This is a genomic window from Rhodococcus sp. PD04 (genome assembly GCF_035918275.1).
GTDB classification, from domain to species: Bacteria; Actinomycetota; Actinomycetes; order Mycobacteriales; family Mycobacteriaceae; genus Rhodococcus; species Rhodococcus rhodochrous.
Map to the genome: position 1 here is coordinate 308936 of NZ_CP142143.1, position 27000 is coordinate 335935.

The 27000-nt window shown below is 68.3% G+C and carries 25 protein-coding genes and 1 tRNA gene; 18 read left to right on the forward strand and 8 right to left on the reverse strand.

The annotated features are described in order from the left end of the window. Window positions 1-47 precede the first annotated feature (47 nt). The 4 genes from U9J23_RS01395 to U9J23_RS01410 all read left to right on the forward strand — a co-directional run bounded on the left by U9J23_RS01395 (window position 48) and on the right by U9J23_RS01410 (window position 2279). On the forward strand, window positions 48-608 hold the full coding sequence (locus U9J23_RS01395) for a tRNA adenosine deaminase-associated protein (RefSeq protein ID WP_059383245.1): 561 nt from the start codon (window positions 48-50) through the stop codon (window positions 606-608). Then, a complete protein-coding gene (locus tag U9J23_RS01400; RefSeq protein ID WP_006552538.1) occupies window positions 609-1085 on the forward strand; it encodes a nucleoside deaminase in 477 nt (158 codons plus the stop codon). 46 nt (window positions 1086-1131) lie between these two features. Next, window positions 1132-1222, forward strand: a tRNA-Ser gene (locus tag U9J23_RS01405). A 253-nt stretch (window positions 1223-1475) separates the two neighbouring features. Then, window positions 1476-2279: an alpha/beta fold hydrolase gene (locus U9J23_RS01410; protein WP_272268941.1), complete on the forward strand. Its 804-nt coding sequence runs from the start codon at window positions 1476-1478 to the stop codon at window positions 2277-2279. Here U9J23_RS01410 and U9J23_RS01415 read toward each other — a convergent pair. Together U9J23_RS01415 and U9J23_RS01420 are read right to left on the reverse strand one after the other, a co-directional pair. Beyond that, window positions 2233-2778 (reverse strand): hypothetical protein, encoded by a 546-nt coding sequence (locus U9J23_RS01415; RefSeq protein WP_230825535.1) that lies wholly within the window; start codon window positions 2776-2778, stop codon window positions 2233-2235. The two genes, U9J23_RS01410 and U9J23_RS01415, sit on opposite strands and share 47 nt — an antisense overlap. Before the next feature lie 142 nt (window positions 2779-2920). Then, window positions 2921-3718, reverse strand: a complete 798-nt coding sequence (locus U9J23_RS01420) for an SDR family oxidoreductase (protein ID WP_059383242.1) — start codon at window positions 3716-3718, stop codon at window positions 2921-2923. Window positions 3719-3778: 60 nt separating this feature from the next. Here U9J23_RS01420 and U9J23_RS01425 point away from each other — a divergent pair, with 60 nt between their 5' ends. After that, complete coding sequence (locus U9J23_RS01425) at window positions 3779-4282, forward strand: metallophosphoesterase family protein (RefSeq protein ID WP_059383241.1); 504 nt, start codon at window positions 3779-3781, stop codon at window positions 4280-4282. A gap of 11 nt (window positions 4283-4293) precedes the next feature. On the opposite strand, the gene U9J23_RS01430 is transcribed toward U9J23_RS01425, so the two are convergent. Both U9J23_RS01430 and U9J23_RS01435 read right to left on the reverse strand, forming a co-directional pair. Continuing rightward, complete coding sequence (locus tag U9J23_RS01430; RefSeq protein WP_106200758.1) at window positions 4294-4920, reverse strand: maleylpyruvate isomerase family mycothiol-dependent enzyme; 627 nt, start codon at window positions 4918-4920, stop codon at window positions 4294-4296. Continuing rightward, window positions 4917-5429, reverse strand: a complete 513-nt coding sequence (locus tag U9J23_RS01435) for a TetR/AcrR family transcriptional regulator (RefSeq protein WP_326601007.1) — start codon at window positions 5427-5429, stop codon at window positions 4917-4919. Before U9J23_RS01435 ends, U9J23_RS01430 begins: the two co-directional genes overlap by 4 nt. A 119-nt stretch (window positions 5430-5548) precedes the next feature. On the opposite strand from U9J23_RS01435, the gene U9J23_RS01440 reads away from it, so the two are divergent. Next, window positions 5549-7090 carry an MFS transporter gene (locus U9J23_RS01440; protein WP_442802262.1) on the forward strand — a complete coding sequence of 514 codons (1542 nt, stop codon included), beginning with the start codon at window positions 5549-5551 and terminating at the stop codon, window positions 7088-7090. A gap of 43 nt (window positions 7091-7133) precedes the next feature. Next, window positions 7134-7820 carry a YceI family protein gene (locus U9J23_RS01445; protein ID WP_059383238.1) on the forward strand — a complete coding sequence of 229 codons (687 nt, stop codon included), beginning with the start codon at window positions 7134-7136 and terminating at the stop codon, window positions 7818-7820. Here U9J23_RS01445 and U9J23_RS01450 read toward each other — a convergent pair. Next, complete coding sequence (locus U9J23_RS01450; protein ID WP_283480902.1) at window positions 7801-8748, reverse strand: sterol desaturase family protein; 948 nt, start codon at window positions 8746-8748, stop codon at window positions 7801-7803. The two genes, U9J23_RS01445 and U9J23_RS01450, sit on opposite strands and share 20 nt — an antisense overlap. A gap of 221 nt (window positions 8749-8969) precedes the next feature. On the opposite strand from U9J23_RS01450, the gene U9J23_RS01455 reads away from it, so the two are divergent. The 6 genes from U9J23_RS01455 (at window position 8970) to U9J23_RS01480 (ending at window position 17425) form a co-directional block, all read left to right on the forward strand. Beyond that, window positions 8970-9434, forward strand: a complete 465-nt coding sequence (locus U9J23_RS01455) for an RrF2 family transcriptional regulator (protein ID WP_085469879.1) — start codon at window positions 8970-8972, stop codon at window positions 9432-9434. A gap of 96 nt (window positions 9435-9530) precedes the next feature. After that, entirely contained in the window at window positions 9531-10124 is a 594-nt protein-coding gene (locus tag U9J23_RS01460) for an acyl-CoA-like ligand-binding transcription factor (protein ID WP_059383235.1), read from the forward strand. 76 nt (window positions 10125-10200) lie between these two features. Continuing rightward, a complete protein-coding gene (locus tag U9J23_RS01465; RefSeq protein WP_059383234.1) occupies window positions 10201-12537 on the forward strand; it encodes an MMPL family transporter in 2337 nt (778 codons plus the stop codon). A gap of 93 nt (window positions 12538-12630) precedes the next feature. Then, window positions 12631-14358 (forward strand): ABC transporter ATP-binding protein, encoded by a 1728-nt coding sequence (locus U9J23_RS01470; RefSeq protein WP_059383254.1) that lies wholly within the window; start codon window positions 12631-12633, stop codon window positions 14356-14358. Beyond that, a complete protein-coding gene (locus U9J23_RS01475) occupies window positions 14355-16244 on the forward strand; it encodes an ABC transporter ATP-binding protein (protein WP_326601018.1) in 1890 nt (629 codons plus the stop codon). The genes U9J23_RS01470 and U9J23_RS01475 overlap by 4 nt, the downstream gene beginning before the upstream one ends. A 203-nt stretch (window positions 16245-16447) precedes the next feature. Next, window positions 16448-17425: a MarR family transcriptional regulator gene (locus U9J23_RS01480; protein WP_272268937.1), complete on the forward strand. Its 978-nt coding sequence runs from the start codon at window positions 16448-16450 to the stop codon at window positions 17423-17425. A 159-nt stretch (window positions 17426-17584) separates the two neighbouring features. On the opposite strand, the gene U9J23_RS01485 is transcribed toward U9J23_RS01480, so the two are convergent. Continuing rightward, window positions 17585-18439 carry a fumarylacetoacetate hydrolase family protein gene (locus U9J23_RS01485; RefSeq protein WP_145707510.1) on the reverse strand — a complete coding sequence of 285 codons (855 nt, stop codon included), beginning with the start codon at window positions 18437-18439 and terminating at the stop codon, window positions 17585-17587. Between the two features lie 5 nt (window positions 18440-18444). Further along, complete coding sequence (locus tag U9J23_RS01490; protein WP_059383252.1) at window positions 18445-19485, reverse strand: cupin domain-containing protein; 1041 nt, start codon at window positions 19483-19485, stop codon at window positions 18445-18447. Between the two features lie 114 nt (window positions 19486-19599). On the opposite strand from U9J23_RS01490, the gene U9J23_RS01495 reads away from it, so the two are divergent. Next, window positions 19600-20379, forward strand: a complete 780-nt coding sequence (locus U9J23_RS01495; protein ID WP_059383231.1) for an IclR family transcriptional regulator — start codon at window positions 19600-19602, stop codon at window positions 20377-20379. Window positions 20380-20423: 44 nt separating this feature from the next. Here U9J23_RS01495 and U9J23_RS01500 read toward each other — a convergent pair whose 3' ends face one another. Next, window positions 20424-21641, reverse strand: coding sequence for an FAD-dependent monooxygenase (locus U9J23_RS01500; protein ID WP_059383230.1), 1218 nt, complete (start codon window positions 21639-21641; stop codon window positions 20424-20426). A gap of 315 nt (window positions 21642-21956) precedes the next feature. On the opposite strand from U9J23_RS01500, the gene U9J23_RS01505 reads away from it, so the two are divergent. From U9J23_RS01505 to U9J23_RS01520, 4 genes are read left to right on the forward strand one after another with little or no spacing between them, the layout of a single operon-like run. After that, complete coding sequence (locus tag U9J23_RS01505; protein WP_059383229.1) at window positions 21957-23141, forward strand: acyl-CoA dehydrogenase family protein; 1185 nt, start codon at window positions 21957-21959, stop codon at window positions 23139-23141. Between the two features lie 10 nt (window positions 23142-23151). Then, window positions 23152-24585, forward strand: coding sequence for an MmgE/PrpD family protein (locus U9J23_RS01510; RefSeq protein ID WP_059383228.1), 1434 nt, complete (start codon window positions 23152-23154; stop codon window positions 24583-24585). Further along, window positions 24582-25748, forward strand: a complete 1167-nt coding sequence (locus tag U9J23_RS01515) for a citramalate synthase (protein ID WP_059383227.1) — start codon at window positions 24582-24584, stop codon at window positions 25746-25748. The genes U9J23_RS01510 and U9J23_RS01515 overlap by 4 nt, the downstream gene beginning before the upstream one ends. Next, window positions 25745-26980, forward strand: a complete 1236-nt coding sequence (locus U9J23_RS01520; RefSeq protein WP_059383226.1) for a CaiB/BaiF CoA transferase family protein — start codon at window positions 25745-25747, stop codon at window positions 26978-26980. Before U9J23_RS01515 ends, U9J23_RS01520 begins: the two co-directional genes overlap by 4 nt. The last annotated feature ends 20 nt before the right edge of the window (window positions 26981-27000 follow it).

Sequence of the window (27000 nt, forward strand, 5' to 3'; positions counted from 1 at the left end):
CCGCGCTGGGCTTCATTCACCGGACGTGGCCGACTACCGTTGCGCCCATGGCTGCACAGCGTGTAGGGAACAAGAGCCCTTCCGTGACCCAGGGCGGGAACCCCGCCGGGAGTTCGAGCGACGACCTCGACGGCTTCGCCGTCGCCGTGACGCGGGAGGAAGGTCGTTGGAAGTGCCGGGCGTTGTCCGGTGCCGCACTGACGAGTCTCGATACCGCAGTGACCGAGTTGCGGGAGCTGAGAAGCTCCGGCGCAGTGTTCGGTCTGCTGAACGTGGACGACGAATTCTTCATCATCGTGCGTCCCGCACCTGCGGGAACGAGGTTGCTGCTGTCCGACGCGACGATGGCCGTCGACTACGACATCGCCGCCGACGTCCTCGATGCGCTGAATGTCGAGATCCCCGACATCGATCCCGATGAGCTCGACGACATCGAGCCGTGGGAGGAGGGCGACCTCGGCATCCTGGCCGACATGGGTCTGCCCGAGCCGGTGCTCTCGGTGATCCTGTCCGAGACCGACCTGTATCCCGACGAGCAGCTCGACGAGATCGCGCAGCGACTCGGGTTCGACGACGTCCTGGGTAACACCCTGGACAAGCTCCGTTAGATGGGGCTGCGCGACGACGAGGCATTGATCCGGGTCGCGCTGGAGGCCGCCGCTGCCGCGCCCGCCGGTGACGTACCGGTGGGCGCGGTGGTGTTCGGACCGGACGGCACCGAGATCGCGCGGGCGGCGAACTCCCGCGAGGCCACCGGGGACCCCACAGCGCACGCCGAGGTGCTCGCTCTGCGCGCGGCAGCGCAGGTCTACGGCGACGGATGGCGTCTCGAGGGCGCAACCCTCGCGGTGACCCTCGAGCCCTGCACGATGTGCGCGGGCGCGTTGGTGCTCTCCAGGGTGTCGCGGGTGGTCTTCGGGGCGTGGGAACCGAAGACGGGCGCCGTCGGGTCGCTGTGGGACGTGGTGCGCGATCGGCGCCTCACACACCGTCCGGAAGTGCGCGGCGGTGTGCTCGAAGCCGAGTGCGCGGCCGTGCTCGAAGCGTTCTTCCGGGAACACCGAGGTCCGGCCTCGGAGCTGTGACCAGGCGATTTCGGGATGAGGCATGCAATCCGCTAGAGTCGTCAGCGGTGGCGTGACCGAGCGGCCGAAGGAGCGCGCCTCGAAAGCGCGTGACGGGTAACCCCCGTCCGTGGGTTCAAATCCCACCGCCACCGCCAGAAGCCCCTCACCTGTTCAAGCAGGTGAGGGGCTTTTCTCACCTCTGGAGGTCGCCAAGGGCCGGGGCCGGAAACATCCGCTACAGCTTTTGCCATCCGCTGCGGCAATTGCGGTAGCGGATAGCGAAAGCTGTAGCGAATGACTGGGAGAGGCGACGAGGTGCGCCTGAGGGAATGTAGATCGGGACGGCTGCACGCGCACAGGTCTTCCGATAGGTTCGCGCCTGCACGCTCGCCATCGGGAGGGAGAACAGTGGATCGCGTCAGCTCGACGATCGTCGGACCCGCCGAATCCGACGTCCCACCGGCCGTTCTCGTGCACGGGGTGCTGGCCTGGGGAGACGACGAGACCTACGGTTTCGGTCGGCAGCGCCCCTTGGGTGCGTCACGTCGGCTGATCCTGATGGACCGGCGCGGGCACGGCGACTCGCCGGATCTCGACGGGGCCTATCGCACCGACTACGAGGTGGACGCCGCCGACATCGTCGAACTGCTCGGCGACGGCGCCCACCTCGCCGGGCATTCGTACGGTGCGGTCGCAGCGATGCTCGCGGCGGCGGAACGGCCGGACCTGGTGCGTTCGCTGTGCCTGATCCAGCCAGGGTGCCTGAAGGTTGCGGAGAGTGAACCGATGGTCGCCGAGAACCTCGCCCGTGCTCGCGGGGCACAGGCAGCGCTCCCGCCCGAGCTCACTGCGGAGGACTATCTGCGTCTCACCACGGAGAGCGTCGGCATGCCGCCGGCGGAGGCCACCCCGAAGCGGCTACGCGCAGCGTCGACGTCGATGCGGGAGAGGCCGTGCTGGGATGCCGACGTCCCCCTCGAACCGATCGCCGCAGCGCCGTGGCCGAAGCTCGTCGTCGTCGGCGACTGGGCGGGCGCGCCCGACGAATACAAGCGACTGGCAGGAGAACCGCTGACGATCACGGCGCGGGTCGTCGCCGACCGAATCGGGGGAGAGCTGCTCGAGGTTCCCGGTTTCTACCCGCACGTCCAGCAGCCGGAAACTGTCAACGAGGCGCTCGAGGGGCTGTGGAGTAGGGCCGACGCCCGTTGACGAGAGGCCGGCCGACGGCGTCGGCGACCATCACGGCGAACATCCACAATCCCGCCGCGACGCCTGCCGCAGCGGCAACGGCGGATGATGCGAGACCACCTGCCAGACCGGCGATTCCGACCAGCAGCATTCCCCAGCCCATGACCCGGAACAACGCGCGGTCGAAGGCACGTGCGAACGGAACGAAGTGCGCACCGACGACGCAGACCACCCACGCGACCGTCAGTTCCGAACGATCGAACGACGCGAGAAGCCTTGCGCCACCGACGATCAGCACGACCATGGCCGCGACCGACACGAGGTAGATCGTCGACGCCTGCTTCGAGGGCGGCTCCAACTGCTCGAATCTCCGCGGCCGAACCAGCACGGTCCAGACGAAAACAACGATGGCGCAGACCCACCCGGCAACGACGATCCCGGTCCACGGCGATCCCAGAGCGGCGCCGTTCACGAGCATGAAGGCCGACGCGCCGCCCGCGCCGATCAGCGCTCCCCACACCTCGGGACGATGGGTCGCTCGGTAACCTCTTGCCGTTCCCGCTCCGAATCGCTCCGCAGGCGGTGTCGTGCGCATCCAGTTCCCCCAACTCCGAGTCGACCACCGGTCCTGTGGACGCTAGCGGATGGGTGGTCGGTCGTCGTCAGAGTTCGCGCCAACTCCCGTCGTTCATGTCGTGTCCGTGCGCGGCCATCAACATGAGACCACCGTCGACAGGGATCGAGCGGCCCGTCAGATACGACGAGCGTGGGGACGCGAGGAAGGCGACGACGGAGGCGACCTCGTTGACGTGCCCGGGGCGCCCGGTGGGGTTGCCCGGCCGCTCCTCGTGGAAGGCCTCGGATTCGTCCATGCCGGTCATCGGCGTGGAGATCTCACCGGGAGCCACAGAGTTGACCGTGATGCCGTACCGGGCCCATTCGAGGGCGAGACACTGGGTGAGCATGCCGAGACCGGCCTTCGCCGTGCAGTACGCGGAGGCCCCGTAACGGGGAACGTGCTCGTGGACGCTCGTGATGTTGACGATGCGGCCGCCGCGCCCGGAGTCGATCATGTGTCGCGCGGCGCGCTGGGAGCACAGGAACGGGCCGTCGAGGTCGGTGGAGAGCATCTCCCGCCACCGTTCGAAGGACAGGTCGAGCACCTCGTCGCGGTGACCGGTGCCGGCGTTGTTGACCAGCACCCCGAGGCCGCCGAGTTTCTCGGCGAGCTCGTCGATCACGTCGGCGGTGTCCGGGCTGGTCAGGTCCTGCCGGGCCACGAAGCACCGCTGCCCGCGCTGTTCGACCGCGGCGCGGGTGTCCTCGGCCCCTGCCTCGTCGGTGTGGAAGGTGATACCGACGTCGAACCCCTCGGCGGCGAGCAGTTCGGCGGTCGCCTTGCCCATCCCCGAGTCGGCGCCGGTGACGATGGCGAGTCTGTCGTGAGCTGGAGTGGTCATGGGTCGTGGTTACCCGTGAGTGCCCGCGGCACACTGTGAACCCACGGCAGACTGGGGGCCATGCGTCTGTTGCTGCTCGCCGACACCCACGTACCGACGCGCGCCCGCGACCTGCCGTCGCAGGTGTGGGACGAGGTGGACCGCGTGGACGTGGTGATCCACGCCGGCGACTGGATGGACGTGGCACTGCTCGACGTGCTGGAGGAACGGTCGCGGCAGCTGGTCGCGTGCTGGGGCAACAACGACGGTCCGATCCTGCGGGAACGGTTGCCGGAGGTCGCGCGGGTGGCCCTCGACGGTGTGCGCATCGCGGTGGTGCACGAGACAGGCGCGTCGACCGGGCGCGACAAGCGGATGGCCGCGGCCTATCCCGATACCGACGTCCTCGTCTTCGGCCACTCGCACATCCCCTGGGACACGACCGCGCCGAGCGGACTGCGCCTGCTCAACCCGGGTTCACCCACCGATCGGCGTCGGCAGCCGTACTGCACCTACATGACCGCGAGCATCGTCGACGGCACGCTCCGCGACGTCGAACTGCATCGGCTTCCGAAGAAGGCATGACGCCGAGCCGCTCAGCCCAGCCGGTCGGTGAGGATCGTGGCACCCGGGCCCGACAGCTCGCGCGCGATCCCGCGTCGCCCCGCCATGGTCATGAGCACAGCTTCTCCCGGACCTGCGGCCTCGGGACCCCGTCCACGTGACCAGCCGACGTCGGTCGCGACGAGCCGAACGCCGCGGGCCTTCCAGAATCCACGCAGAGGCACCGCGGTGACGGCGAACGGCAACGCGACACGCAGACGCTCGGCAGGCACCGTGCGGGCGAGGCCGAGCGGTCGTCGGATGTCCTGGTGGTGGATGAGGGCGTCGACGAGACCGACGCGACCACCGAACGCTGCGGTGGAGCCCTGCGGATCGAGGTGGTTCCGCAGGAACCGGACGAGTTCGTCGGGCCCGAGGTCCGCGTAGTCGGCGAGTGCGGCCTCGTTGAGTTTCCACGGGCGGAACCGGGTGGCTGCCAGTCGTCGCACCAGGTCGCGAGGTCCGTGCTCCTCGTAGCTGATCATGTGGGCGACGACGTCCCGCACCGTCCACCCCTCGCAGAGGCTCGGGTGCTCCCACTGTTCCGGCGACAGTGTCTCCAGGAGATCGGCGAGGTCGGCGCGCTCGTCGTGGGCCATCGCCAGGGCGGACCCGGTCATGGCCACAAGGTAGGCGATTCGAGGGAGGTTGTGTTCGCTTTTTCGCGAACGGACGCACACAACCTCCCCGAACTCAGTCGTTCGGGCCGATCAGTTTCCGTACGACCTTCAAGAGTTCGTCGACGTCCTCGGGGGGCGTCGTGCTCGTCTCGCCCGACATGGCGGCGCCGGACCGTATGAGAGCCCGTCGCCGATCCGAGGGCTGCAGCCGCGGTCGCCTGGCTCAGCGGGTGAGGGCGACGATGGCCCGGTCGATGTGACCGACATGCCGCCGGTCCCTCGGGAGCCGCCCGCATGCGTTCGACGTCCTCGGCCCCGAGCGCTTCGACGTGCTCGGCGAGGCCCTCGACCAGAGCATCCTTCGACGGGAAGTGATAGAGCAGGCCACCCTTCGAGACGCCGGCGGTCGCGGCGACGGCCTCGAGGGTCGCGGCGCGCTCGCCCTGCTCGAGCAGGATCGTCACGAAGGCGTCGAGAAGTTTGGCGCGGGCGGCAGGGGCAGGTGGCACGGCCCGATCGTACGACGTCGTTACTGTACCGTCCAGCTGGTACAGTAACGGGGGTCCGATTCCTCTCTCGCGAAAGTTCGATATCCGTGGCGACATATGTGCCTGTTTCGGAACCCACCGTGACGAAGGCGGCTCCTCGGGACTGGGTCGCCCTCGCGGTGCTCATGCTGCCCGTGCTGCTCGTGTCGGTGGACAACACCGTCCTGGCCTTCGCGCTGCCCGGGATCTCGTCCGCGCTGCAGCCCACCGCTGCGCAACAGTTGTGGATCATCGACATCTATCCACTGGTGCTCGCGGGCCTGCTGGTGGCGATGGGCAGCCTCGGCGACCGCATCGGACGACGCCGGCTGCTGCTCGTCGGCGCGACCGGGTTCGCCGCCGTCTCGGTGGCCGCCGCTTATGCACCCTCCGCGGAACTGCTCGTGACGGCACGCGGCGTGCTCGGCTTCTTCGGGGCCATGCTCATGCCGTCGACACTGTCGTTGCTGTGCAACATCTTCCTCGACGCCGCCCAACGTCGCCTCGCCATCGCGATCTGGGCCTCGTGCTTCGCGGCAGGCGCCGCCCTGGGGCCCATCGTGGGCGGGTTCCTCCTCGAACATGCCTGGTGGGGTTCGGTCTTCCTGCTGGCGGTGCCGGTACTGATCCCGCTGCTCGTGCTCGCGCCGATCTTCGTCCCCGAGTCGAAGGACCCGAATCCGGGCCGCATCGACGTCATGAGCATCGCGCTGTCGATGCTGGCTCTGGCCCCGATCGTCTTCGCGATCAAGAAGATTGCCGACAGCGGCCTCGGCGCCGTCGTCATCGTCCCGGCCGTCGTCGGGGTGGTCGCGCTCGTCGCCTTCGTGCGCCGGCAGTTGCGTCGCCCGAATCCGATGCTCGACGTCCGCCTGTTCCGCGTGCCCACCTTCTCCGGTGCCGTCGCGGTGAACCTGCTGTCCGTCGTCTCCCTCGTGGGCTTCCTGTTCTTCGTGTCCCAGCATCTGCAACTGGTGATCGGGCAGAGCCCGATGGAGGCCGGTCTGAGCCTGGTCCCGGGGCTGGCGGTGATGGTCGTGGCCGGGATGTCGGTGGTCGCGCTCGTGCGGTGGGTGCAGCCGTCGTCGATCATCGTCTGCGCGCTCCTGCTCTCGGCGACCGGCTACGCGCTGGTGTTCCTGCTGGCCTCACCGTCGGCGCTCGCACCGATCATCGTGGCGTTCGCGGTTCTCGGTGCGGGTATCGGTGCGGCGGAGACGTTGTCGAACGACCTCATCGTCTCGAGCGTCCCGCCGACGAAGGCCGGTGCCGCGTCGGCGGTGTCGGAAACGGCCTACGAGATGGGTGCCGTGCTCGGTACGGCGATCCTCGGGTCGGTGCTGTCCGCGTCCTACAGCGCGCACCTCCTGCTCCCTGCCGGGTTGAATCCGGAGCAGGCGCAGGCGGCCCGCGAGACGCTCGGCGGCGCCCACGCCGTGGCCGGGACCCTGCCCGCCGACCGGGCCGACGCGTTGCTGGCCGCAGCGGGATCGGCGTTCGACAGCGGTGTCACCATCACGTCCGGGATCGGCGTGGCACTCATGATCACCTCCGCCGGAATCGCGTGGTGCACGCTGCGCCGGAATCGCGTGGTGCACGCTGCGCCCGAATCGCGTGGTTCACGCAGCGCCCGCGCGACGTGACGTAGCACCCCACTCAGAATCCGACATCGTTTAAATTTGCAGAATGCGGAAAGCGGTATGGGTCCTCGTCGCCGTCGTGGTCGTGGCGCTGCTCGGCTTCTTCGTTGCCCCATGGGTATACGGGACGTTCATCGCCGAGGACGACGCACCCGCCGCGACCGTCTCGACCGAGGGCGCCGAAGCCGCGACCGGTGAGCTCGACGGTGAATGGACCGTCGTCGAGGGGGTCGAACCGAACCGCACCGCCGCCGGCTACACGGTGCACGAAATCCTGCGCGGCGCCGACGTCACCGTGGTCGGCAGCACCGACCGGGTCTCCGGTTCGGCGACGATCACCGACGGCACCCTCGAGGCCGCCGAGGTCGTCGTGCAGGTCGAGGGCATCACCACCGACAGCGGCCAGCGCGACAACCAGTTCCGCACCCGGGTGATGGACACCGCGACGCACCCGACGGCGACGTTCGCCCTCACCGAGCCGGTGGACCTGTCGTCGCTTCCCGACGACGGCAGCATCGGTTCCGTCACCGCGACCGGCACACTCACCCTGCGCGGCACCGAACGACCCGTGACCGTCGACGTCGACGTCCTCCGCACGGGTGAGCGGCTCGTGGCGTCGGGGAGCATCCCCACCACCTGGACCGACTACGGTGTCGAGCCGCCGAACCTCGGATTCGTGACGGTCGACGGCGCGGGCAGCGTCGACTTCCTCGTCACGCTCGAGCAGAACTGACGCTCTCGGTCTCCTCTGCGCCGGTCTGCCTCGGCGTCCAGCCGGGCGGGCCGAAGGCGTAACCGAGCTTGTCGCGGAACTTCCCGGCCGTACGCCAGTCGCGGGCGATCGCCCGGTACTCGTGCGTCTGCAGGTCCCAGATGTTGTACGTGCCCACGGGCTTGGTGAGCCCGTAGGTGGGGCGGTGGTCCTCGGCCTTGAAGGTGCCGAACATCCGGTCCCAGATGATGAGGATGCCGGCGTAGTTGCGGTCGAGGTAGTCGGGGTCGGAGCCGTGGTGCACCCGGTGGTGCGACGGCGTGTTGAACACGAACTCGATCGGGCGGGGAAGCTTGCCGACCCGCTCGGTGTGCACGAAGAACTGGTAGACGAGGCTGACGGAGAAGCCGACGAACACCATCCACGGAGGGATGCCGATGAGGGGGAGCGGCAGCCACATGATGATCTCGCCGCTGTTGTTCCACTTCTGGCGCAGCGCGGTCGCGTAGTTGAAGTACTCGCTCGAGTGGTGGGCCTGGTGGGTCGCCCAGACCAGGCGGACGCGGTGCGCCATCCGGTGGTACCAGTACCAGAGGACGTCGATGCCGACGAGCAGGATCACCCACGTGTACCAGGCATCGGCGGGCAGGTGCCAAGGGGCGACGTAGACCCACAGGGCCGAATATCCGACGAGGGCCAGCACCTTCCAGGCGGCGCTCGTGACGATGGAGACCAGGCCCATGGAGATGCTCGCGCGCGCGTCACGCTTCTCGTAACCGCCGCGCGGGGGACGGGTGCGTCCGTCGGGGCCCGGTTCGACGTGTTCGAGGGTGCGGGCCGCGATCCATTCGAGGATCAGGAAGGTGAGGAAGGCGGGGATCGCCAGGGTCACCGGATCGTGGAGCGGCTCGAGCAGCGAGCCCCACGATTCCTGCAGTGTCTCCCACATCGCAACGACCTCCGATAGCTGTGAACAACCGTCCACGTTACCGCTCGTGTGGCATGGATCACCAGAGCCCTCGGTCGTGACCCGGGTGGCGACTCGCGTCCGCACGATCCGGGTGGTTCGGTATTGCTGGTAGGAATTGACCGTCCCCCGTCGAGGCGGGCACGCCGAGGGCATCTCGGGACGGGCCGGCCGGGCACATCAGGCAGCGCGAGAGGCATGGCATGCACATCACCGCGAGGGTCGACTACGCCGTGCGGACCCTGCTCGAACTCGCGGCGATCGAGGACGGTCGACTGACGAAGGCGGAGACCCTCGCGACGGCGCAGAACATCCCGCACAAGTTCCTCGAGGCGGTCCTCGCCGACCTGCGTCGCGGTGGGCTGGTGAACAGCAGGCGGGGACCGGAGGGCGGCTACTGGCTCGCGCGACCCGCGGCCGAGATCTCCATCGCCGACATCATCCGCACGGTCGAGGGCCCGCTGGCGTCGGTACGCGGCGAGCGGCCCGAGGACGTCGTCTACAGCGGAGCGGCCGAACGGTTGCAGGACGTGTGGATCGCGGTGCGTGTGAACCTGCGCGCCGTGCTCGAAGAGGTGTCGCTCGCAGACGTCGTCGCAGGGGATCTCCCGGGTTTCGTGGAGGACCTCACAAAGGATCCCGGGGCCTGGGAGCGTCGCCGGGTGTGAAGTCCGCAATAGCTCCGGGTTGCGTGTGGGGGATGTCATAACTTTGCACGACTCTGCAAACTTACAGAGATCTGCAAAATCGGTACCTTGGATGAAGTGACCACCACTCCCGGCCTGCGCGACCGCAAGAAGGCAGCCACTCGTGCGGCTCTCGCGACCGCCGCAGCCGAACTGGCCCGCGAACACGGTCTGCCCGCCGTGACGGCCGATGCGATCGCAGCGCGCGCGGATGTCTCGACCCGCACCTTCCACAACTACTTCGCCAGCAAGGAAGACGCCGTCCTCGCCTATCTCGAGACCCGGGTCGAGGAGTGGATCGACCTGCTGCGCGATCGTCCCGCCGACGAGGACATCATGGACTCGCTGCTGACGGTGGCCCTGGACGTCGTGCAGAACGCCGACTGGCCGTTCGACGAGATCGTCGCGTGCATCACCCTCCTCGAGGAGAGCAACGTGCTGCTGTCCCGGCAGATCGAGGTCGAGCGCCGCTCGTCGCAGTTGCTGGTCGAGATCATCGCCGAACGCACCGGCACCGACCCCGCGTCCGACCTGTATCCCTCGCTGCTGAACTACGCGGCCATGGGCGCCGTGCGCGCGGCCATGGAGACACACGCGACCGGGACGACGGACCGTTCGGTCGAAGAGCTCATCCGCGAGGCGTTCGACCGGCTCCGCCGTGGTTTCCCGTAGCCGTAGCCCCGCCCGACCGCTGTAACCGCCCCACCATCCGACCCCGCAGGATCTTCCGACATAGAAAGGGTGCCCCGTGGCGACCTACCTGTACCGGCTGGGCAAGTTCGCCCACAGACGGAAGGGCGCAGTGCTGTCCTTCTGGATCGCGCTGCTCGTGCTCTTCGGGGTCGGTGCAGCAACTCTGTCCGGGCCCACCACGGACGCGTTCACGCTTCCGGGCACCCCCGCGCAGAAGACCCAGGACCTCATGGCCGAACGGTTCCCGTCGACCGAGGATCCGATGAACGGGCTCAGCGCGCGCTACGTCTTCGCCGCGCCCGACGGGCAGACCCTCGACGACCCCGAGAACATGGCTGCCGTCGACGAGGTCCTCGCCGCGGTCCGCGGCATCGACCGCGTCTCGCCGCCCGCGAAGGTCGACCCCGCCACCGCCTCGCCGGAGGAACAGGCCGGAGCGCTGGTGAACCCGGTCCTCGCCGACGCCGGTCTCGTCGAACAGATGAAGGCCGTCGCCGCGCAGCAGGGCACCCCCGAAGAGGCTGCGCTGTCCGACGCCCAGGCCCTGTCGCCGCTGAGCGCCGACCGCACCGTCGGCTTCGTGACCGTCCCGTTCGAGGGCGAGATCACCGACGTCGACCAGGCCCTGCGCGACCAGATCTTCGACGCTGCCGAGATCGGCCGTGACGCCGGCCTGACCGTCGAGGTCAGCGGTACGGCCGCAGCCGAGATGGGCATGCCCGGCGGCACCTCCGAACTCATCGGCATCGGTATCGCCGCGATCGTGCTCACCCTGACCTTCGGTTCGCTCGTCGCCGCCGGACTCCCGCTGATCACCGCGCTCGTCGGCGTCGGCATCGGCAGCCTCGGCATCACCATCGCCTCCGGCTTCGCCGATCTCAGCTCGATGACCCCGACGCTCGCGGTCATGATCGGCCTGGCCGTGGCGATCGACTACTCGCTGTTCATCGTCTCTCGGTTCCGGCACGAACTCACCGTCACCTCGGATCGTGCCGAGGCCGCCGGCCGTGCCGTGGGCACCGCCGGTTCCGCGGTCGTCTTCGCCGGTCTCACGGTCATCATCGCCCTCATGGCGCTGAGCGTCGTCGGCATCCCGTTCCTGTCCGTCATGGGCTACGCCGCTGCGTTCACCGTGCTCATGGCCGTGCTCATCGCCGTGTCGCTGCTGCCTGCCGTGCTCGGCCTGTTCGGCGAGAAGGCCTTCGCCGGCCGCGTCCCGTTCCTGAACAAGCGTGGTTCCGACGACGACACCCCCAAGGCCGGCGCCAAGTTCGTCGGTCTGATCACGCGCCGCCCGGCCATCCCGCTGGTTGCCGCCGTGGTCGTCCTCGGCGCGCTCGCGCTGCCCGCCACCGGACTGAACCTCGCCCTGCCGTCGGAGGCCACCTCCGACCCGGCGACCAGCGCCCGCAAGGCCTACGACCTGGTCGACGAGGGATTCGGTCCCGGACGCAACGGTCCGCTGGTCGTCGTGGTCGACACCCAGGACGCCGACGTGGAGGCTCCGGTCGCGTTCGGTGCCGTCGTCGGCAAGCTCTACGAGAACGACGAGGTCGTCAACGCCCAGATCGTCGCGGTGAACGAGGCGGGCGACACCGCCCAGATCCTCGTCACCCCGCGCAGCGGCCCGACCGATCCCACGACGATGGACCTCGTCCAGAGCATCCGCGACGGCGAGACCGAGCTGAACGAGGAGTTCGGCCTGTCCTACGGCGTGACCGGCCAGACCGCGCTCGAGGGCGACGTCTCCGACAGCCTCCAGAGCGCACTGGCTCCGTACCTCGCGGTCGTCGTCGGCCTCGCCTTCATCCTGCTGATGCTGGTGTTCCGCTCGATCCTGGTCCCGCTCACCGCGACCCTCGGCTTCCTGCTCAGCGTCCTGGCGACCTTCGGCGCCACCGTCGCGGTCTTCCAGGAGGGCTGGGGCGGCCTGATCGCCAACCCGCAGCCCATCGTGAGCTTCATGCCGATCATCCTCATCGGCGTCGTCTTCGGTCTCGCGATGGACTACCAGGTGTTCCTGGTGACGCGTATGCGTGAGGACTACGTCCACGGCGCGAGCGCACTCGAGGCCGTCCGTAGCGGCTTCGCACACGGCGCCCGCGTGGTGAGCGCAGCGGCGATCATCATGATCTCGGTGTTCGCGGCCTTCATCGCCGAACCGGACTCGCTGATCAAGTCGATCGGTTTCGCACTGGCCGCGGCCGTCTTCTTCGACGCCTTCATCGTCCGCATGGTCATCATCCCATCGGTGATGGCGCTGCTCGGCGACAAGGCGTGGTGGCTGCCGAAGTGGCTCGACCGGATCCTTCCGAACGTCGACGTCGAGGGCGAGAAGCTCACCCGCGAGCTCGGTGCCACCGAGTCCGCACCGGAATCCGCACGAGTGTGACGAACCCCCGGCAGCCACGTACCCGACGCGGTACGTGGCCGCCGGGGTGGTTCGTGAAGATTGCTGCAGGGAGTCGCAGGTAGCGTAATGCCCATGTTGCTACGGCTGTTGCGCCGCTTCATGGCGCCCTATCGGGGTGCCCTCGCGGGGGTCGTACTCCTGCAGCTGGTCGCGACCGGGGGCATGTTGCTGCTCCCGAGTCTCAACGCCGACATCATCGACAACGGCGTGGCGACCGGGGACATCGACTACATCGTCCGGACCGGTCTGCTGATGCTCGTCATCAGCGCCGTCGAGGTCGGCGCCGCGACCGGTGCCGTCTACTTCGCGGCGCGTGCCGCGATGGGCTTCGGCCGCGACGTGCGGCTCGCGCTCGTCCGGAGTGTGGGGCGGTTCTCGGCGCGCGAGTTCGGGACGTTCGGTGCCCCGTCGCTGATCACCCGCAACACCAACGACGTGCAGCAGGTCCAGATGCTCGTGCTGATGACCTGCACCATCGTCGTGACCTCCCCGATCATGGGGATCGGTGGCGTCATCATGGCGATCCGCCAGGATCCCGGCACCTCGCTCGTGTTGGTCGTCGCCGTTCCGGTGCTGATCTTCACCATGGTCACGCTCATCGCGCTCATGCTGCCCGGCTTCCGGGTCATGCAGAAGCGCATCGACTCTGTGAACCGGGTGCTGCGCGAGCAGATCACCGGCATCCGCGTGATCAGGGCATTCGTGCGCGACGAGACCGAGAAGGCCCGCTTCGACGGCGCCAACGACGACCTCACCGCCACCGCCCTGCGCGTCGGCCGCGTGAACTCCGTGCTGTACCCCGCGGTGCTGCTGATCTCGAACGTGAGCACCGTCGGCGTCCTGTGGGTGGGCGCCCACCGCATCGACTCCGGTGCGATGCAGGTCGGTTCCATCACCGCGATGATCACCTACATCGCCCAGATCCTCATGGCCGTGCTCATGACGTCGTTCGTCGCCATCATGGCTCCGCGCGCCGCGGTCTGCGCCGAGCGCATCCTCGACGTGCTCGACACCGAACCGACGGTGTCCTCGCCCGCCGAACCGGTCCGCGAACTCCCGCCCCGCGTCACCCTCGAACTGCGCGATGCCGGTTTCTCGTATCCCGGCGCCGACGCTCCCGTGCTGAGCGGGGTGTCGTTCCGCGCCGACCCCGGCTCCACCACCGCGATCATCGGCGGCACCGGATCGGGCAAGAGCACCCTGATGCGCCTCGTGCCGCGGCTCATCGACGTCACTGCAGGGCAGGTGCTCGTCGCGGGTGTCGATGTGCGGGCACTCGACACCGACGTGCTGCGCTCACGCATCGCCGTCGTGCCGCAGAAGGCCTACCTGTTCTCCGGCACCATCGCCGACAACCTCCGATACGGACGTGCCGATGCCACCGACGACGAACTGTGGCACGCTCTCGAGGTCGCGCAGGCCGCCGACTTCGTCCACAAGACAGAGGACGGGCTGAACACGGTCCTCTCCCAGGGTGGCACCACGGTCTCCGGCGGGCAGCGGCAGCGACTCGCGATCGCCCGCGCCCTCGTCCGCCGGCCCGCCGTCTACCTGTTCGACGACGCCTTCTCCGCACTCGACCCGGCGACCGACGCCCGCCTGCGCGCGGCGCTCGAACCCGAGACGCGCGACGCGTGCGTGCTCATCGTCGCGCAGCGGGTCTCGACCGTGCAGGACGCCGACCGCATCGTCGTCCTCGACAACGGCGTGATGGTCGATTCCGGAACGCATCTCGGCCTGCTCGGCCGGTGCCGCACGTACTCGGAGATCGTCGAGTCGCAGAGGATGGCCACGGTATGACGACTCCGGAAGCGGCGGCGCCGTCGCGTCTGCGCACCATCCGCCGGGTGCTCGGCCTGCTCCACCCGCACCGCTACGCCGTCTACTCGGTGTTGTTCTCCGCCTTCCTCGGCGTCGTGAGCATGTCGGTGGCGCCCTTCGTGCTCGGCCGCGGCACCGACGTCATCTTCGATGGGGTGGTGGGCATGCAGCTCCCCGCCGGACAGACCAAGGACGAAGCCGTCGCCGGTCTGCGCGCCGAGGGCCGCGACCAGTTCGCCGACATGGTCTCGGGGATGGATGTGGTGCCCGGGCTCGGCATCGACTTCCCGGCCCTCGGGCGGATCCTCGTCATCGTCCTCGCGCTGTACCTGCTCTCGTCCGGTCTGATCTGGGTCGCCGCCTACGGCCTCAACGAGATCGTGCAGCGCGTCGTGCGCGACATGCGGTCGCGTGTCGAACGCAAGATCCACCGGTTGCCGCTGCGGTACTTCGACACGCATTCGCGCGGCGACCTGCTCAGCCGCGTCACGAACGACATCGACAACGTCGCGGCGGGTATGCAGGAGTCCATCTCCCAGCTCGTCCTCGCGGTCCTGACCCTGCTCGGTCTCGTGGTGATGATGCTGTTCATCTCGCCGCTGCTCGCGCTCGTCGCGATCCTGACCGTCCCGGCGTCGGTCGTGGCGACGGCGGTGATCGCGCGACGCTCACGCAAGCACTTCCTCGCGCAGTGGGAGACGACCGGCAAGCTCAACGGGCAGATCGAAGAGGCCTTCACCGGGCACGAGCTCATCACCGCCTACGGCCGGACGGAGGAGGTGCAGCGCCGCTTCACCGACACCAACGAGTCGCTGTACCAGGCGTCCTACCGCGCGCAGTTCGTGTCCGGACTGGTGATGCCGTTCGTGACCTTCCTCGGCAACGTCGGCTACGTCGTCATCGCGGTGCTCGGTGGTCTGCGGATCGCGTCGGGCACCGCGACGCTCGGTGAGATCCAGGCGATGATCCAGTACTCGCGTCAGCTCGTGCAGCCGCTCGCGCAGATCGGCGCGATGGTCAATCTGCTGCAGTCGGCGTCGGCGTCGGCCGAGCGGGTGTTCGCGGTGCTCGACGAAGCGGAGGAGGAACCGGAGGTCGCGGCGCCGACGATGCCGTGGAGCCGGCACGGACTCGTCGAGTTCGAGAACGTCGCCTTCTCGTACACCCCCGACCGGCCGCTCATCGAGAACCTGTCACTGCGGGCAGAACCGGGCCAGATGATCGCGATCGTCGGACCCACGGGCGCCGGCAAGACCACCCTCATCAACCTGATCCTGCGCTTCTACGAGGTCGACGAGGGCCGGATCCTCGTCGACGGGGTGGACATCCGCTCGATGTCCCGCGACGAGCTGCGCTCGCGCATCGGCATCGTCCTGCAGGACACCTGGCTGTTCGGCGGCACCATCCGCGAGAACATCGCCTACGGCAACCCGTACGCCACCGAGAACCAGATCATGTCCGCCGCGAGGATGAGTTACGTCGACCGTTTCGTGCGGGCCCTGCCCGACGGCTACGACACCGTCATCGACGAGGAGAACGACGGCAACCTCAGCGCCGGCGAGCGTCAGCTCATCACGATCGCGCGGGCGTTCGTGTCGAAGCCGTCGATCCTCATCCTCGACGAGGCGACGAGCTCGGTCGACACCCGCACCGAACTGCTCGTCCAGGAGGCCACCGCGCGGTTGCGCGACGATCGCACCAGCTTCGTCATCGCCCACCGCCTGTCGACCATCCGCAACGCCGACCGCATCGTGGTGATGGAGGACGGGCGGATCGTCGAACAGGGCACGCACGAGGGGTTGCTCGAGGCGGCCGGTGCGTACGCGCGGCTGTACGACGCGCAGTTCAAGGCACTCGTGGAGTGAACGCGGGAGACTTCGGCGCGGCCTGATACAAACCATTCCGTCCTCGCGGGCGGACCGGGACACTTCTGGCCATGACGGGGGTGCGGACAACAGCGGTGCGGTCGCCTCTCGAACTCGTGCGCTCGGCACGACCGGGGGGTTCGGTGCGCTCGGTACGACCGGGGGTCTTCCGAGTCGACGAGACCACCCCGGCGGGGTGGATCATGCAGCACCTGCGAGGTGGGGGGCCGGCGACGCGCACGATGCTCGCCGAGTCCACGGGCCTGTCGGCGTCGACGGTCAACCGGGCGGTGACGGCGCTGCTCGAGCACGGCTTGCTGCGCGACCGCCCCGATCTCGCTCCGCGGGGACGGGTGGGCAGGCCGCACGTGCCGGTGGAGGTGGACACCGAACGAGGCTTCCTCGCCGGCATCCATCTGGGGGAGCGGGAGACCTGGGTGGTCTCCGGCGACCTGCTCGGGCGGGAACTGCACCGGACCACCTTCGCGACACCGGCGTCGGCGTTCGACGTGTTCGCCGCGATCGGCGCGGCGCTGCGGGTGCACGAGTCGGAACTGCAGGGCAGGCAACCGTTGTGGGCGGGCCTGGCGGTGGGCGGCCTGTACGACGAGCACCGAGGCGCGCTCGATCACCCGCGACTGGGTTGGTGCGAAGCGCCCGTGGATGTGCTGTTCCGGGCGATCGTGCCCACGCCGTACACGGTCGTTCCGTACGTGGAGGCGGTCGCGGAGGTCGAATACCGCCGGTTCGAGAGCGTCTTCCGACGACGGCCCGAGAGCTGGCTGTATCTGTGTGCGGAGGAGTCGGTCTCGATGGCGTGGCTCGTGGACGGTCTCGCACGGTCGTCGGCCGACGACATCGAATCGTTCTGTGCCGCGCTCGGTCCGGAAAGGTTCGACGACGCCGGCCCGTCACCGAACAGGGCGGTGCTCCTCGGCCGTGCGGTCGCACTGGTGCGCGACGTCGTCAATCCCGACGTGGTGACCGTCGGTGGGGAGGCGTTCACCCGGTACGGACCGGAGCGCGAGGATGTATCCGACGGTTACCGGCAGCGGTCCTCGTACGACGATGTGTCGCTGCGGTTCTCGGAACCCGACGACGATCTGCGGTCGGCGGCGGCGCTCGGTGCGGCCTCGCGGGTGATGTACATCGACCCGATCGGCGCGATGCAGGCGCGGTGAGACGAGAGCGTCGGTGACCCGTTCGAGTCGGATTCGTGGTCCGATCGACAGGCGCTCGATATCCCGAACGGGCCACCGACGCAAGGGCTCCGGAATACCGGAGTCCGAGGTGTCACGGACTCCGGTATCCCGGAGCCCGAGGTCTACTGCGGTCGAACTCTAGGGACGCGCGACGACCGGCATGGTCAGCTCGCCGATCGCGGGGATGGTGAGCACGACGGTGTCGCCGGGAACGATCTGCGCGACGCCCTCGGGGGTACCGGTGGCGATGATGTCACCGGGCTGCAGGGTGATCACCTGCGAGTACTCCGAGATCAGCTTCGCGATGCCCCAGATGAGGAAGGACGTGTTGGACTTCTGTCGCATCTCACCGTTCACGGTGAGCCAGAAGTCGAGGTTCTCCGGGTCCTCCACCTCGTCGGCGGTGAGGATGTAGGGGCCGATCGGGGTGAAGGTGTCCATGGACTTGCGCCACGACCGGTCCTCGTCGCCGCGCAGCGTGATGTCGAGCAGCGGGGTGTAACCGAAGACGTAGTCGAGTGCCTCCTCGACGGAGACCTGCTTCGCCTCCTTCGAGATGATGATGCCGACCTCGGCCTCGTGGTCGAAACGCCGGTCCTCGTAGGGGAGTTCGATCGCGCCGTCCGGTCCGACGATGGACGTGACGGCCTTGAGGAAGCCCTTGCGGACCGAGACGTCGAGGATCTTGCGATCGGTGTAGACGCCCTTCTCCCCACCCATCTCCTGCTGGTGCTTGTGGTAGTTGACCGGCGCGGCGAACAGGTTGCGCGGCTGGGGCTGCGGCGCCCGGACGGTCACCGAGTCCAGTGCCTGCCCGCCGCCGGCGGCGACGCGGGACGAGACGTCGGCCGAGACCGTCGACCAGGCGCGGATGAGTGCGTTCGTGCGCTCGCGCGGTTCGGTGTGCTCGGGGACGAGATCGGTGATGTCGACGAGGGTGCCGTCGGTGGCCTCGACGCCGAGTCGGTAGTCGTTGTAGACGTAGAGCTTCATGATTCCTACTCGCTGGGTCGGATGCGGCCGATTCCGAGCGCATCGATGGCGGGCTTGTCGGTGTACGAGAACAGGATTGCGTCCTCGCCGGTCGGATTGTGGTGGGAGTGCTCGTACCACAACGGAATTGCGATGGTGTCGCCCTTGGTCCAGTCGATACGCCGGCCGTCGACGATCGAGTATCCGGATCCGCGGACCACGTGGTAGACGGTCGAGTGGGTGTGCCGGTGGGCGCGGGTGTCGACGCCCGGGCGGATCAGCTGGAGGTAGGCGCCGATGGTGGTCATCACCGGTCCGCCCGTGATCGGGTTGCGGTACTCGACGATGATGTCGTCGAAGGGATCGCCTTCGCGCGTACGCAGGTACTCGATGGTCTCGAGTGCATCCGCGAGCTTGTACACCAGTGGCTGCTCGACCTTTTCGGGTTCACCCCAGGGCTTGGCGAACAGTCCGTTGCCGTAGGCGGCGGGGAGCGGTGCGTCCACCTCCTGGCATTCGGGGTCCTCTTCGATGATGTACTGGTTCAGCCGCGACATCAGCGGGGAGTCGAGTCCGTCGAGCCAGATCATCGGACCCTCGCCGGTGTGGCCGTGCTCGTGCCAGTGCCCGTTGGGAGTCAGCAGGAAGTCGCCCTCGTCCATCGGGACGCGCTGGCCGTTGACGACGGTGTAGGCGCCGTCGCCCTCGACGATGAAGCGCAGTGCGGACGGGGTGTGGCGGTGTGCCGGGGCGACCTCGCCGGGGAGCACCAATTGCAGTGCGGACCAGAGGGTATCGGTGGCTCCGGTGCGCTGGTGCGGGAGGCAGCCGGGGTTGCGGAAACCGAGAACGCGGCGGAGTGCGTCCTCGAGCGGGACGATCTCGCCAGCCTCGACCATCAGTCGACGCGCCTGCTCGTAGCGCCAGATATGCGGAACCAGAGTGGTTTTCGCTTCCGGACCCAGGTTGCCCATGAGCTGCCAGAGCGGGGAGTAGTGGTTGTCCGCGAGTTCGGCGTAGAAGTCGTCGTGCACCGTCTCGTCGGACCGGGTGGTGTCGACACTCATCGCACGATCCTCTCTGTTCTGCATTGCGGAGGTGGATTCCTCGATACAGAACTAATACGGGATTTGGGGTGGTTGGTCAAGGAATAACGGTGAATCGTTCTGTTATAAAGAATCATGGCCACTGACTCTGCGCGTCGAGACGCACCGGCATATCCGGTCGGATCGGTCGACAAGGCTCTCCGACTGCTCCTCGTGGTCGCCGAGCGACCCGACGGATTGCGGGTGGGCGATGCCGCCGCCCTGCTGGGGATCGCCCCGTCCACCGCGCACCGCTTGTTGCAGATGCTGGCGCACTACGGCTTCGCCGAACAGGATCCGGAGTCCAAGATGTACCGGGCCGGTCCCACCATGGAGCGGTTGTCGAATTTCCGAGGCCGGGTCATCGACCTGGCCAGGCCGATCCTCGAGCGGCTCGTGGCCCTCACCCAGGAGACGGTGCACCTCGCCACCCTCGACGGGGATCGGGCCCTGACGCTGCTCTCGGTGGAGAGCCCGCATCTGCTGCGCGTGGGCGACCGGTCGGGTCATTCGCAGCCTGCCTATTCGAGCGCCATGGGTAAGGCGCTGCTCGCCGGGATGGGCGGGGATATCGAGCCCCATCTGCCGAGCGGCCTGGAACAGTCCGAACGGCAGGCCCTGCTGTCCCAGCTCGAGGTGATCCGGGAGCGGGGTTACGCCGCGCAGGACGGCGAGGTCGAGTCGGGTGTCAGCGCGGTGGCCGTCTCGGTGGGTTCCGCCTCCGCCGGGATCTCCGGGGCGGGAACCTCGGGCTTCGCCATCGGCATCACCTTCCCGACCGGACGGATCGGTGTCGACCGCTGGGGCGAGGTGCTCGCCGCCGCGCGGAAGGCGGCCGACGAACTCGCCGACGCCCTGGCCGGTTCCGGGCGGTAGCCCCGTCGCCGGCCGGATGGAGGTCCGGCCGGCGACGATGCAGGTCAGTACGGGTAGTTGCGGGTGTCGCCGGCCACCGACAGCGGCATGAACATCCAGTCGAGGTTCTCGTAGTCGGTGGGGTTGTGGTCCTTGAAGGAGTAGTTGCGCAGCGCCCGCCCGACCCCGTCGATGTGGAACAGCTCGCCGGCGACCCGCGCGAGGCGCTGGATGTTGCCGGTGTGCGGAGCCCGTCGTGCCTCGAAGGTCTTGAACGCGGCCTCGACGTTGGGCTCGGTCACGAGCGCGTCGACCATCGCGAGCGAGTCGTCCAGTGACTGTGCGCCACCCTGGGCGAGGTACTGGAGCATCGGGTGGGCGGCGTCGCCGATGAGGCTCACCGCGCCCGAGGTCCAGGTGGTGACCGGCTCCCGGTCGTACATCGGCCAGCGGATCTCGCGGTTGAGGTACTGCCCGGCCTCGCGGACCTTGTCGCAGCACAGGCCGAAGCGGGCGTCGAGCTCCTCCTCGGTTCCCCAGTTCTCGTGATCGGGGGAGTAGAAATCCGAGCGGAAGACGGCGACGTTGTTGTAGAGCTTGCCGCCGCGCAGCGGGTACTGGATCAGGTGCATGTGCGGGCCCAACCAGCACAGCACCATCGGGGTCTCCACGGCGTCGGCCGGCACCATCTCGATGGGCACGGTGCCGCGGTAGGCGACGTACTCGGAGGGGACGGGCTCGTCCTCGACGATCAGCGGACGGATCGCCGAGCGCAGTCCGTCGGCGCCGACCACGGCGTCGGCGACGTATTCGGTGCCGTCGGCGCAGACCACCTTCGCGCGGCCGTCGGGCAGGTTCTCGGCGCGGAGGACCTCGCGGTTCGTCTCCAGGGTGACGAGATCGCTCGCGCGGCAGCCCTCGAGGAGGGCGCCGTGCAGGTCGGCCCGGTGCGTGACGACGTAGGGGTAGCCGTAGTGTTCGACGAACTCCGGTCCGAGGTCGACGGTGCCGATCTCCTCGCCCGTCACGGCGTCCATGTACCGCTTCTTCTGCGGGAGGACGGCGTCCTTCATGATCGCGTCCATCACGCCGAGGCTGTCGAGGACGGCCATGGCGTTGGGGGCCAGCTGGATGCCGGCACCGACCTCGCCGAACTCGGGAGCGCGCTCGATCACGTGCGCCGGGCGGCCCTTGCGGGCGAGGCCGAGGGCCGTGGCCAGGCCTGCGATGCCGCCGCCGACGATGAGCAGGGGGACGTCGATGATTTCTGCCGAGGTGCTCATAGGGCAACCTTTCCAGGGGATCACAGAGATGTTCTGTATCGAGGAATTCGATTCTGCAGGACAGATTAGGTCCGCGGGAATGGCTGGTCAACCCTCGACCGTTCGATTCCTGCGATTCTGAAAACGATCTATCACTGAGTGACAGTCGCCGTTGTTCGACCGCGCCGGACGGTCCTAATCTCACGGCTACCGTCCGTCGGGAGTTCCCGACCACCGATTTCCACGAACCATTTCACTGGGTGATAGATGGGCTTCTGCGCCGCTCCGGCGTCGGATTGGCTGTCATCACACCCACGACATGCAGGAGAGGTCGCCGTGACCGCAATCGAATCGTCCGCCTTCAGTCTCACGGAAGAACAGCGCGCCATCCGTAGCGCCATCGACGAGCTGTGCGAGCCGTTCGACAACGACTACTGGCGTGCCTGCGACGCCGCCGGTGAGTACCCGGAGAAGTTCGTCGACACGCTCTACGAGACCGGCTGGATGGGCATGCTCGTCCCCGAGGAGTACGGCGGAGGCGGAGCCGATATCCGCGATGCCGCAGTCGTTCTCGAGCAGCTCGAACGCAACGGCTGCCACGCCGGTGCAGCGCGCGCCGGCATGTACACCATGGGTGCCCTGCTCCGTCACGGCAACGACGAGCAGAAGCAGCGCTTCCTGCCGAAGATCGCCTCCGGCGAACTGCGTCTGCAGTCCTTCGGTATCACCGAGCCCGATGCAGGCTCCGACACCACTCGCATCCGCACCTTCGCCCAGCGCGAGGGCGACGAGTACGTCGTCAACGGCAACAAGATCTTCATCTCCCGCATCCAGCACTCCGACCTGCTGCTGCTGCTCACCCGCACCAAGAAGCGCGAGGAGGCCACCAAGCCGTCCGACGGCTTCACCGTGCTGCTCGTCGACCTGCGCAAGGCGATCGAGGACGGCACCATCCGGGCCACCCCGATCAAGACCATGGTCAACCACGAGACCAACGAACTCGCCATCGAGAACCTGCGCGTGCCGGTCGAGAACCGGATCGGCGAGGAGCACAAGGGCTTCAAGGTCATCCTCTCCGGCATGAACTCCGAGCGCATCATCGTCACCTCGGAGTACATCGGTGCCGGCTTCCACCTCATCGACCGCGCCGTCCAGTACGCCAACGAGCGGCACGTCTTCGGCCGTCCGATCGGCATGAACCAGGGCGTCCAGTTCCCCATCGCCCAGGCCTACGCGAACCTGCAGGCCGCCTCGCTCATGCGCTGGCGCGCCGCCGAGATGTACGCCGCCGGCGAGAACCCCCGCTTCGAGGTCAACGGCGCGAAACTTCTCGCCTCGCAGGCACTCTGGCAGGCAGCGCAGGCCGCCTTCGACACCTTCGGCGGATACGCCGCGGCCGAGGAGTACGGCATCGAGCGCAAGTGGCGCGAGGCCCGCCTCCCCTCCACCGCACCGATCTCCAACAACATCGTTCTCGCCGGCATCGCGCACGCGACGCTCGGCCTGCCGAAGTCGTACTAGGAGAAGCACGATGGGTGCACCCATGCCGCTGCGGACCGACACCGACGGACTGACGTCGGTGCTGGCCGCCTTCGCCGCGGGCGACGAGACCGCCCGCGACGAGCACGAGGACCTTCTCGGCCGCATCCTGGTCGACACCGTCGGCTCGGCTCTCGCCTCCGCGCACGAGCCCGCCGAACGGATCCTGCAGAACTGGGCCGCGGCCGAGGGAACCTCGGGCCGGGCAACGGTATGGACGACGGGCCGCACGGCGAGCGCTGCCACCGCAGCGCTGCTCAACGGCACCGCCGGGCACCAGCTCGACTACGACGACATCTCGCCGAGCATGCCCATCCACCCCAGCACGGTGATCGTTCCCGCGCTGCTCGCCGTCGCCGAGCAGCGCGGGGCCGACACCCGCCGGCTGGTGCAGGCGTACGACGTCGGTGCTGCCGTCTTCCGCGCGGTGGCGGACCTGCTTCCGCAGCACGTCCACTACGCCCGCGGCTGGCACACCACCTCCACGGTGGGCAGACTCGCCGCGGTCGCGGCAGTCGCGCGCCTGGTGGAGATGTCGTCCGAGCACGCGGCGCACGCCCTGGGCATCGTGGCCTCGATGGCTGCGGGCTCGCGTCCCAATTTCGGTTCGATGACCAAGCCGCTGCACGCAGGCCTTGCCGCCCGCGACGCCGTCACGGCCGTCGACCTCGCCGAGGCCGGCTTCACCGCCAACCCTCGTGAGCTCGAAGCGGACGCCGGATTCTTCGACCGCTACGGCGATCCCGAACTGGCACCGCTCGGCGATCCGGACGAGACCCTCGCCGAACGCCTCGAATACTGGCTGGACGCCTGGCCCACCGACTGGGGTATCAAGCGGTATCCCGCCTGCTACGGCACGCACCGCAGCATCGACGCGAGCCTGGCACTGCGCGAACGCATCGCCGGCGCACCGATCCGCGAGGTTCGCATCACCGTGCACCCGAGGGGAACCCGTGCGCTCGTGGCGTTCCCGCCGGCCTCGGCCACGGCCGCGAAGTTCAGCGCCGAATACGCCGTCTCGGTCGCCCTGCAGCGCGGAGCCGTCGTCCTGGCCGACTTCACCGAGGACGCATTCGCCGAGCCCGAGACCACGCGCCTGATGAACGCGGTGAGCATCACCGAGAGCGCCGAGCCGCCCGCCGGCGCACCGACCTTCTCGGGCGGGTACTCGGTGGTCGAGGTCGTCACCGAGGACGGTGCACGACACACCGAACGCGTCGACATCACCCGCGGCGACGGACGCAACCCACTGAGCGACGAGGAACTACGAGACAAGTTCGACGACTGCTGCGCCACCGGCGGACTCACCGCCGAAGCGGCATCGACCCTGCACACCGCGCTCGTCGCATCGGCGCGCGGCGGAGCCCTGCAGCAGGTCGCCGCGGCCCTGGCGCCGGAATACCGTACGGAAGGACGACTGGCATGACCGCCACACAGCGCTCGCACCCGCGGGTGGAGATCGTCGAGGAAGGCATGCGCGAGGGCATGCAGATCGAGAGTGCGCACATCCCGGTCGAGGACAAGATCCGACTGCTGGACGCACTCTCGGCCACGGGCCTGAAGACCATCGTGGTCGGCTCGTTCGTCTCACCCAAGTGGGTGCCGCAGATGGCGGAGATCGAGAAGATCGTCGAGGGTTTCACCCCGGTCGAGGGAGTGCGCTACACCGCCCTGGCACTCAACCAGAAGGGTGTCGAACGGCGCGCGTCGTTCGCTCCGAAGATCACCCCGCCGGATCCGCGCATCGGGCAGTCCAAGATCCACCTCGACGACGTCTTCGTCCAGCGCAACACCGCACGCTCGATGCAGGACGAGATCGACGCGCTCGACGGTGTCATCGCCCGCGCCGTCGAACGCGGTGCGAAGGAGGCCCAGGTCTCCGTCAACGCGTGCTGGGGATCGAACTGGACCGGTGAGATCGGCGAGGACCGCCGCATGGAGATCCTGCAGCTGCAGATCGACAAGTGGACCGCCGCGGGCGTTCCCGTCACGCGCGTCCACCTCGGTGATCCGATGAGCTGGAACACGCCCGCCGCCATGCGTTCCCAGATCCGCCGGATTCTCGACACCTGGCCCGAGATCTGGCACTTCCAGGTGCACCTGCACAACGCGCGCGGCATGGCGCCGCTGAGCGCCTACGCCGCCTTCTGCGAACTCGACGAGCGCCACACCCTCGTCGTCGACACCGCCATCGGCGGACTCGGCGGCTGCCCCTACTGCGGCAACGGCCGGCTCACCCGCATGATCCCCACCGAGGACTTCGTGCACTTCCTCGAGAGCGAAGGCATCGACACCGGCGTCGATCTCGCGGCTCTCATCGAGGCCGTCGTGCTCGCCGAGGAGATCGTCGGGCACGAACTGTGGGGCCACGTCTCGAAGGCGGGTCCGCGTCCCTACGGCAGTGACGTCTACGCGATGGACATGCCGTTCATCGAAACCTTCGAGCAGGCACAGCATTTCCGGCTCGGACCGCAGGTCTACGAGGGTGCGCTCTCGCCCTGGAAGACCGAGATCCGCTCGGCCGCCCGCGACGACTTCGAACGCACGCTGCTCACCGGTGCGTCGTCCCGAACAGGAGATTCCGCATGAGCACTCCCATCCAGGAGCCCACGCCCGGTTCCCTCACCGGCCTGCGCGTGATCGAGATCAGCACCTCGGTCGCCGCACCGTTCGGCGGTCAGATCCTCGGTGATCTCGGCGCCGAGGTCATCAAGATCGAGCGGCAGGCCGGGGACGACACCCGCAAGTGGGCCCCGCCCGCGTGGAACGGCGAGTCGATCGCGTTCATGTCGTTCAACCGCAACAAGAAGTCCGTCGTGCTGGACTACAAGACCGACGAGGGCAAGAAGATCCTCATCGATCTGCTGCGCGACGCCGACGTGCTCGTCCAGAACCTCCGTCCCGGCGCACTCGCCAAGGCGGGCTTCACGTGGGAGTACCTGCACGAACTCAACCCGCGCCTGATCTACTGCGAGATGTCCGGCTACGGCCACACCGGTCCTCGCGCCATGCAGCCCGCCTACGATCCGCTGCTGCAGGCGTTCTCGGGCATCGTGTCGATGACCGGCGAGGACGGCGGCGAGCCCGCCCGCGTGCCCGTCTCGCTGCTCGACATGGGCACCGGCATGTGGATGGCGATGTCGGTGCTCGAGGCGCTGCGCCGCCGCGACATGACGGGCCACGGCTGCCACGTGCAGAACTCGCTGCTGCAGACGGCACTGACCTGGATCACCTCGCCACTGATCGGGATCGCCGCCGGCAACCCCGCCCCGCGCCGCCTGGGCTCCGGCTTCCGCGGCGTGGTGCCCTACGGCGCCTTCCCGACCGCCGACGGCCACATCTTCATCTCGGCCGGCAACGACGACATCTTCCGTCGCCTGCTGGGCGCCATCGATGCGCAGGACCTGGGGGAGCGCGAAGGCTTCACCACCAACCCCGAACGCGTCGAGAACCGCAAGCTCGTCCAGGACGTCCTCGGCGAACGCACCTCGCAGTTCACCCTCGACGAATTGCTCGTCCGGTTGAAGGCCGCCAATGTGCCGCACTCGCCGGTGAACACCGTCGACATGGTGTACCGCGACGAGCAGGTCAAGGCGACCGGCATGCTGCAGCCGCTGCCGCATCCCGTCGTCGAGGACCTCGAGGTCGTCAACCTGCCGGTCACCTTCGACGGGCAGTACCCGCCGCTGACCAAGTGCCCGCCCGCCCTCGGTGAGGACACCGTCGAGGTGCTTGCGGCGCTCGGACGCAGCGAGGACGAGATCCGTGCACTGATCGCCGACGGTGTGGTGCGAGCCGCCACCGAGCAGGCCCCGGCCTGACGAGACCGCGAAAGGAACGA

Coding starts and splice junctions, on each gene's coding strand:
- U9J23_RS01425 (WP_059383241.1), top strand. CDS start 3,779: ATGCGTCTGTTGCTGCTCGCCGACACCCACGTACCGACGCGCGCCCGC.
- U9J23_RS01500 (WP_059383230.1), bottom strand. CDS start 21,641: ATGAGCACCTCGGCAGAAATCATCGACGTCCCCCTGCTCATCGTCGGC.
- U9J23_RS01445 (WP_059383238.1), top strand. CDS start 7,134: ATGCGGAAAGCGGTATGGGTCCTCGTCGCCGTCGTGGTCGTGGCGCTG.
- U9J23_RS01450 (WP_283480902.1), bottom strand. CDS start 8,748: ATGTGGGAGACACTGCAGGAATCGTGGGGCTCGCTGCTCGAGCCGCTC.
- U9J23_RS01470 (WP_059383254.1), top strand. CDS start 12,631: ATGTTGCTACGGCTGTTGCGCCGCTTCATGGCGCCCTATCGGGGTGCC.
- U9J23_RS01490 (WP_059383252.1), bottom strand. CDS start 19,485: ATGAGTGTCGACACCACCCGGTCCGACGAGACGGTGCACGACGACTTC.
- U9J23_RS01520 (WP_059383226.1), top strand. CDS start 25,745: ATGAGCACTCCCATCCAGGAGCCCACGCCCGGTTCCCTCACCGGCCTG.
- U9J23_RS01515 (WP_059383227.1), top strand. CDS start 24,582: ATGACCGCCACACAGCGCTCGCACCCGCGGGTGGAGATCGTCGAGGAA.
- U9J23_RS01510 (WP_059383228.1), top strand. CDS start 23,152: ATGGGTGCACCCATGCCGCTGCGGACCGACACCGACGGACTGACGTCG.
- U9J23_RS01395 (WP_059383245.1), top strand. CDS start 48: ATGGCTGCACAGCGTGTAGGGAACAAGAGCCCTTCCGTGACCCAGGGC.
- U9J23_RS01480 (WP_272268937.1), top strand. CDS start 16,448: ATGCAGCACCTGCGAGGTGGGGGGCCGGCGACGCGCACGATGCTCGCC.
- U9J23_RS01420 (WP_059383242.1), bottom strand. CDS start 3,718: ATGACCACTCCAGCTCACGACAGACTCGCCATCGTCACCGGCGCCGAC.
- U9J23_RS01455 (WP_085469879.1), top strand. CDS start 8,970: ATGCACATCACCGCGAGGGTCGACTACGCCGTGCGGACCCTGCTCGAA.
- U9J23_RS01485 (WP_145707510.1), bottom strand. CDS start 18,439: ATGAAGCTCTACGTCTACAACGACTACCGACTCGGCGTCGAGGCCACC.
- U9J23_RS01400 (WP_006552538.1), top strand. CDS start 609: ATGGGGCTGCGCGACGACGAGGCATTGATCCGGGTCGCGCTGGAGGCC.
- U9J23_RS01430 (WP_106200758.1), bottom strand. CDS start 4,920: ATGACCGGGTCCGCCCTGGCGATGGCCCACGACGAGCGCGCCGACCTC.
- U9J23_RS01495 (WP_059383231.1), top strand. CDS start 19,600: ATGGCCACTGACTCTGCGCGTCGAGACGCACCGGCATATCCGGTCGGA.
- U9J23_RS01475 (WP_326601018.1), top strand. CDS start 14,355: ATGACGACTCCGGAAGCGGCGGCGCCGTCGCGTCTGCGCACCATCCGC.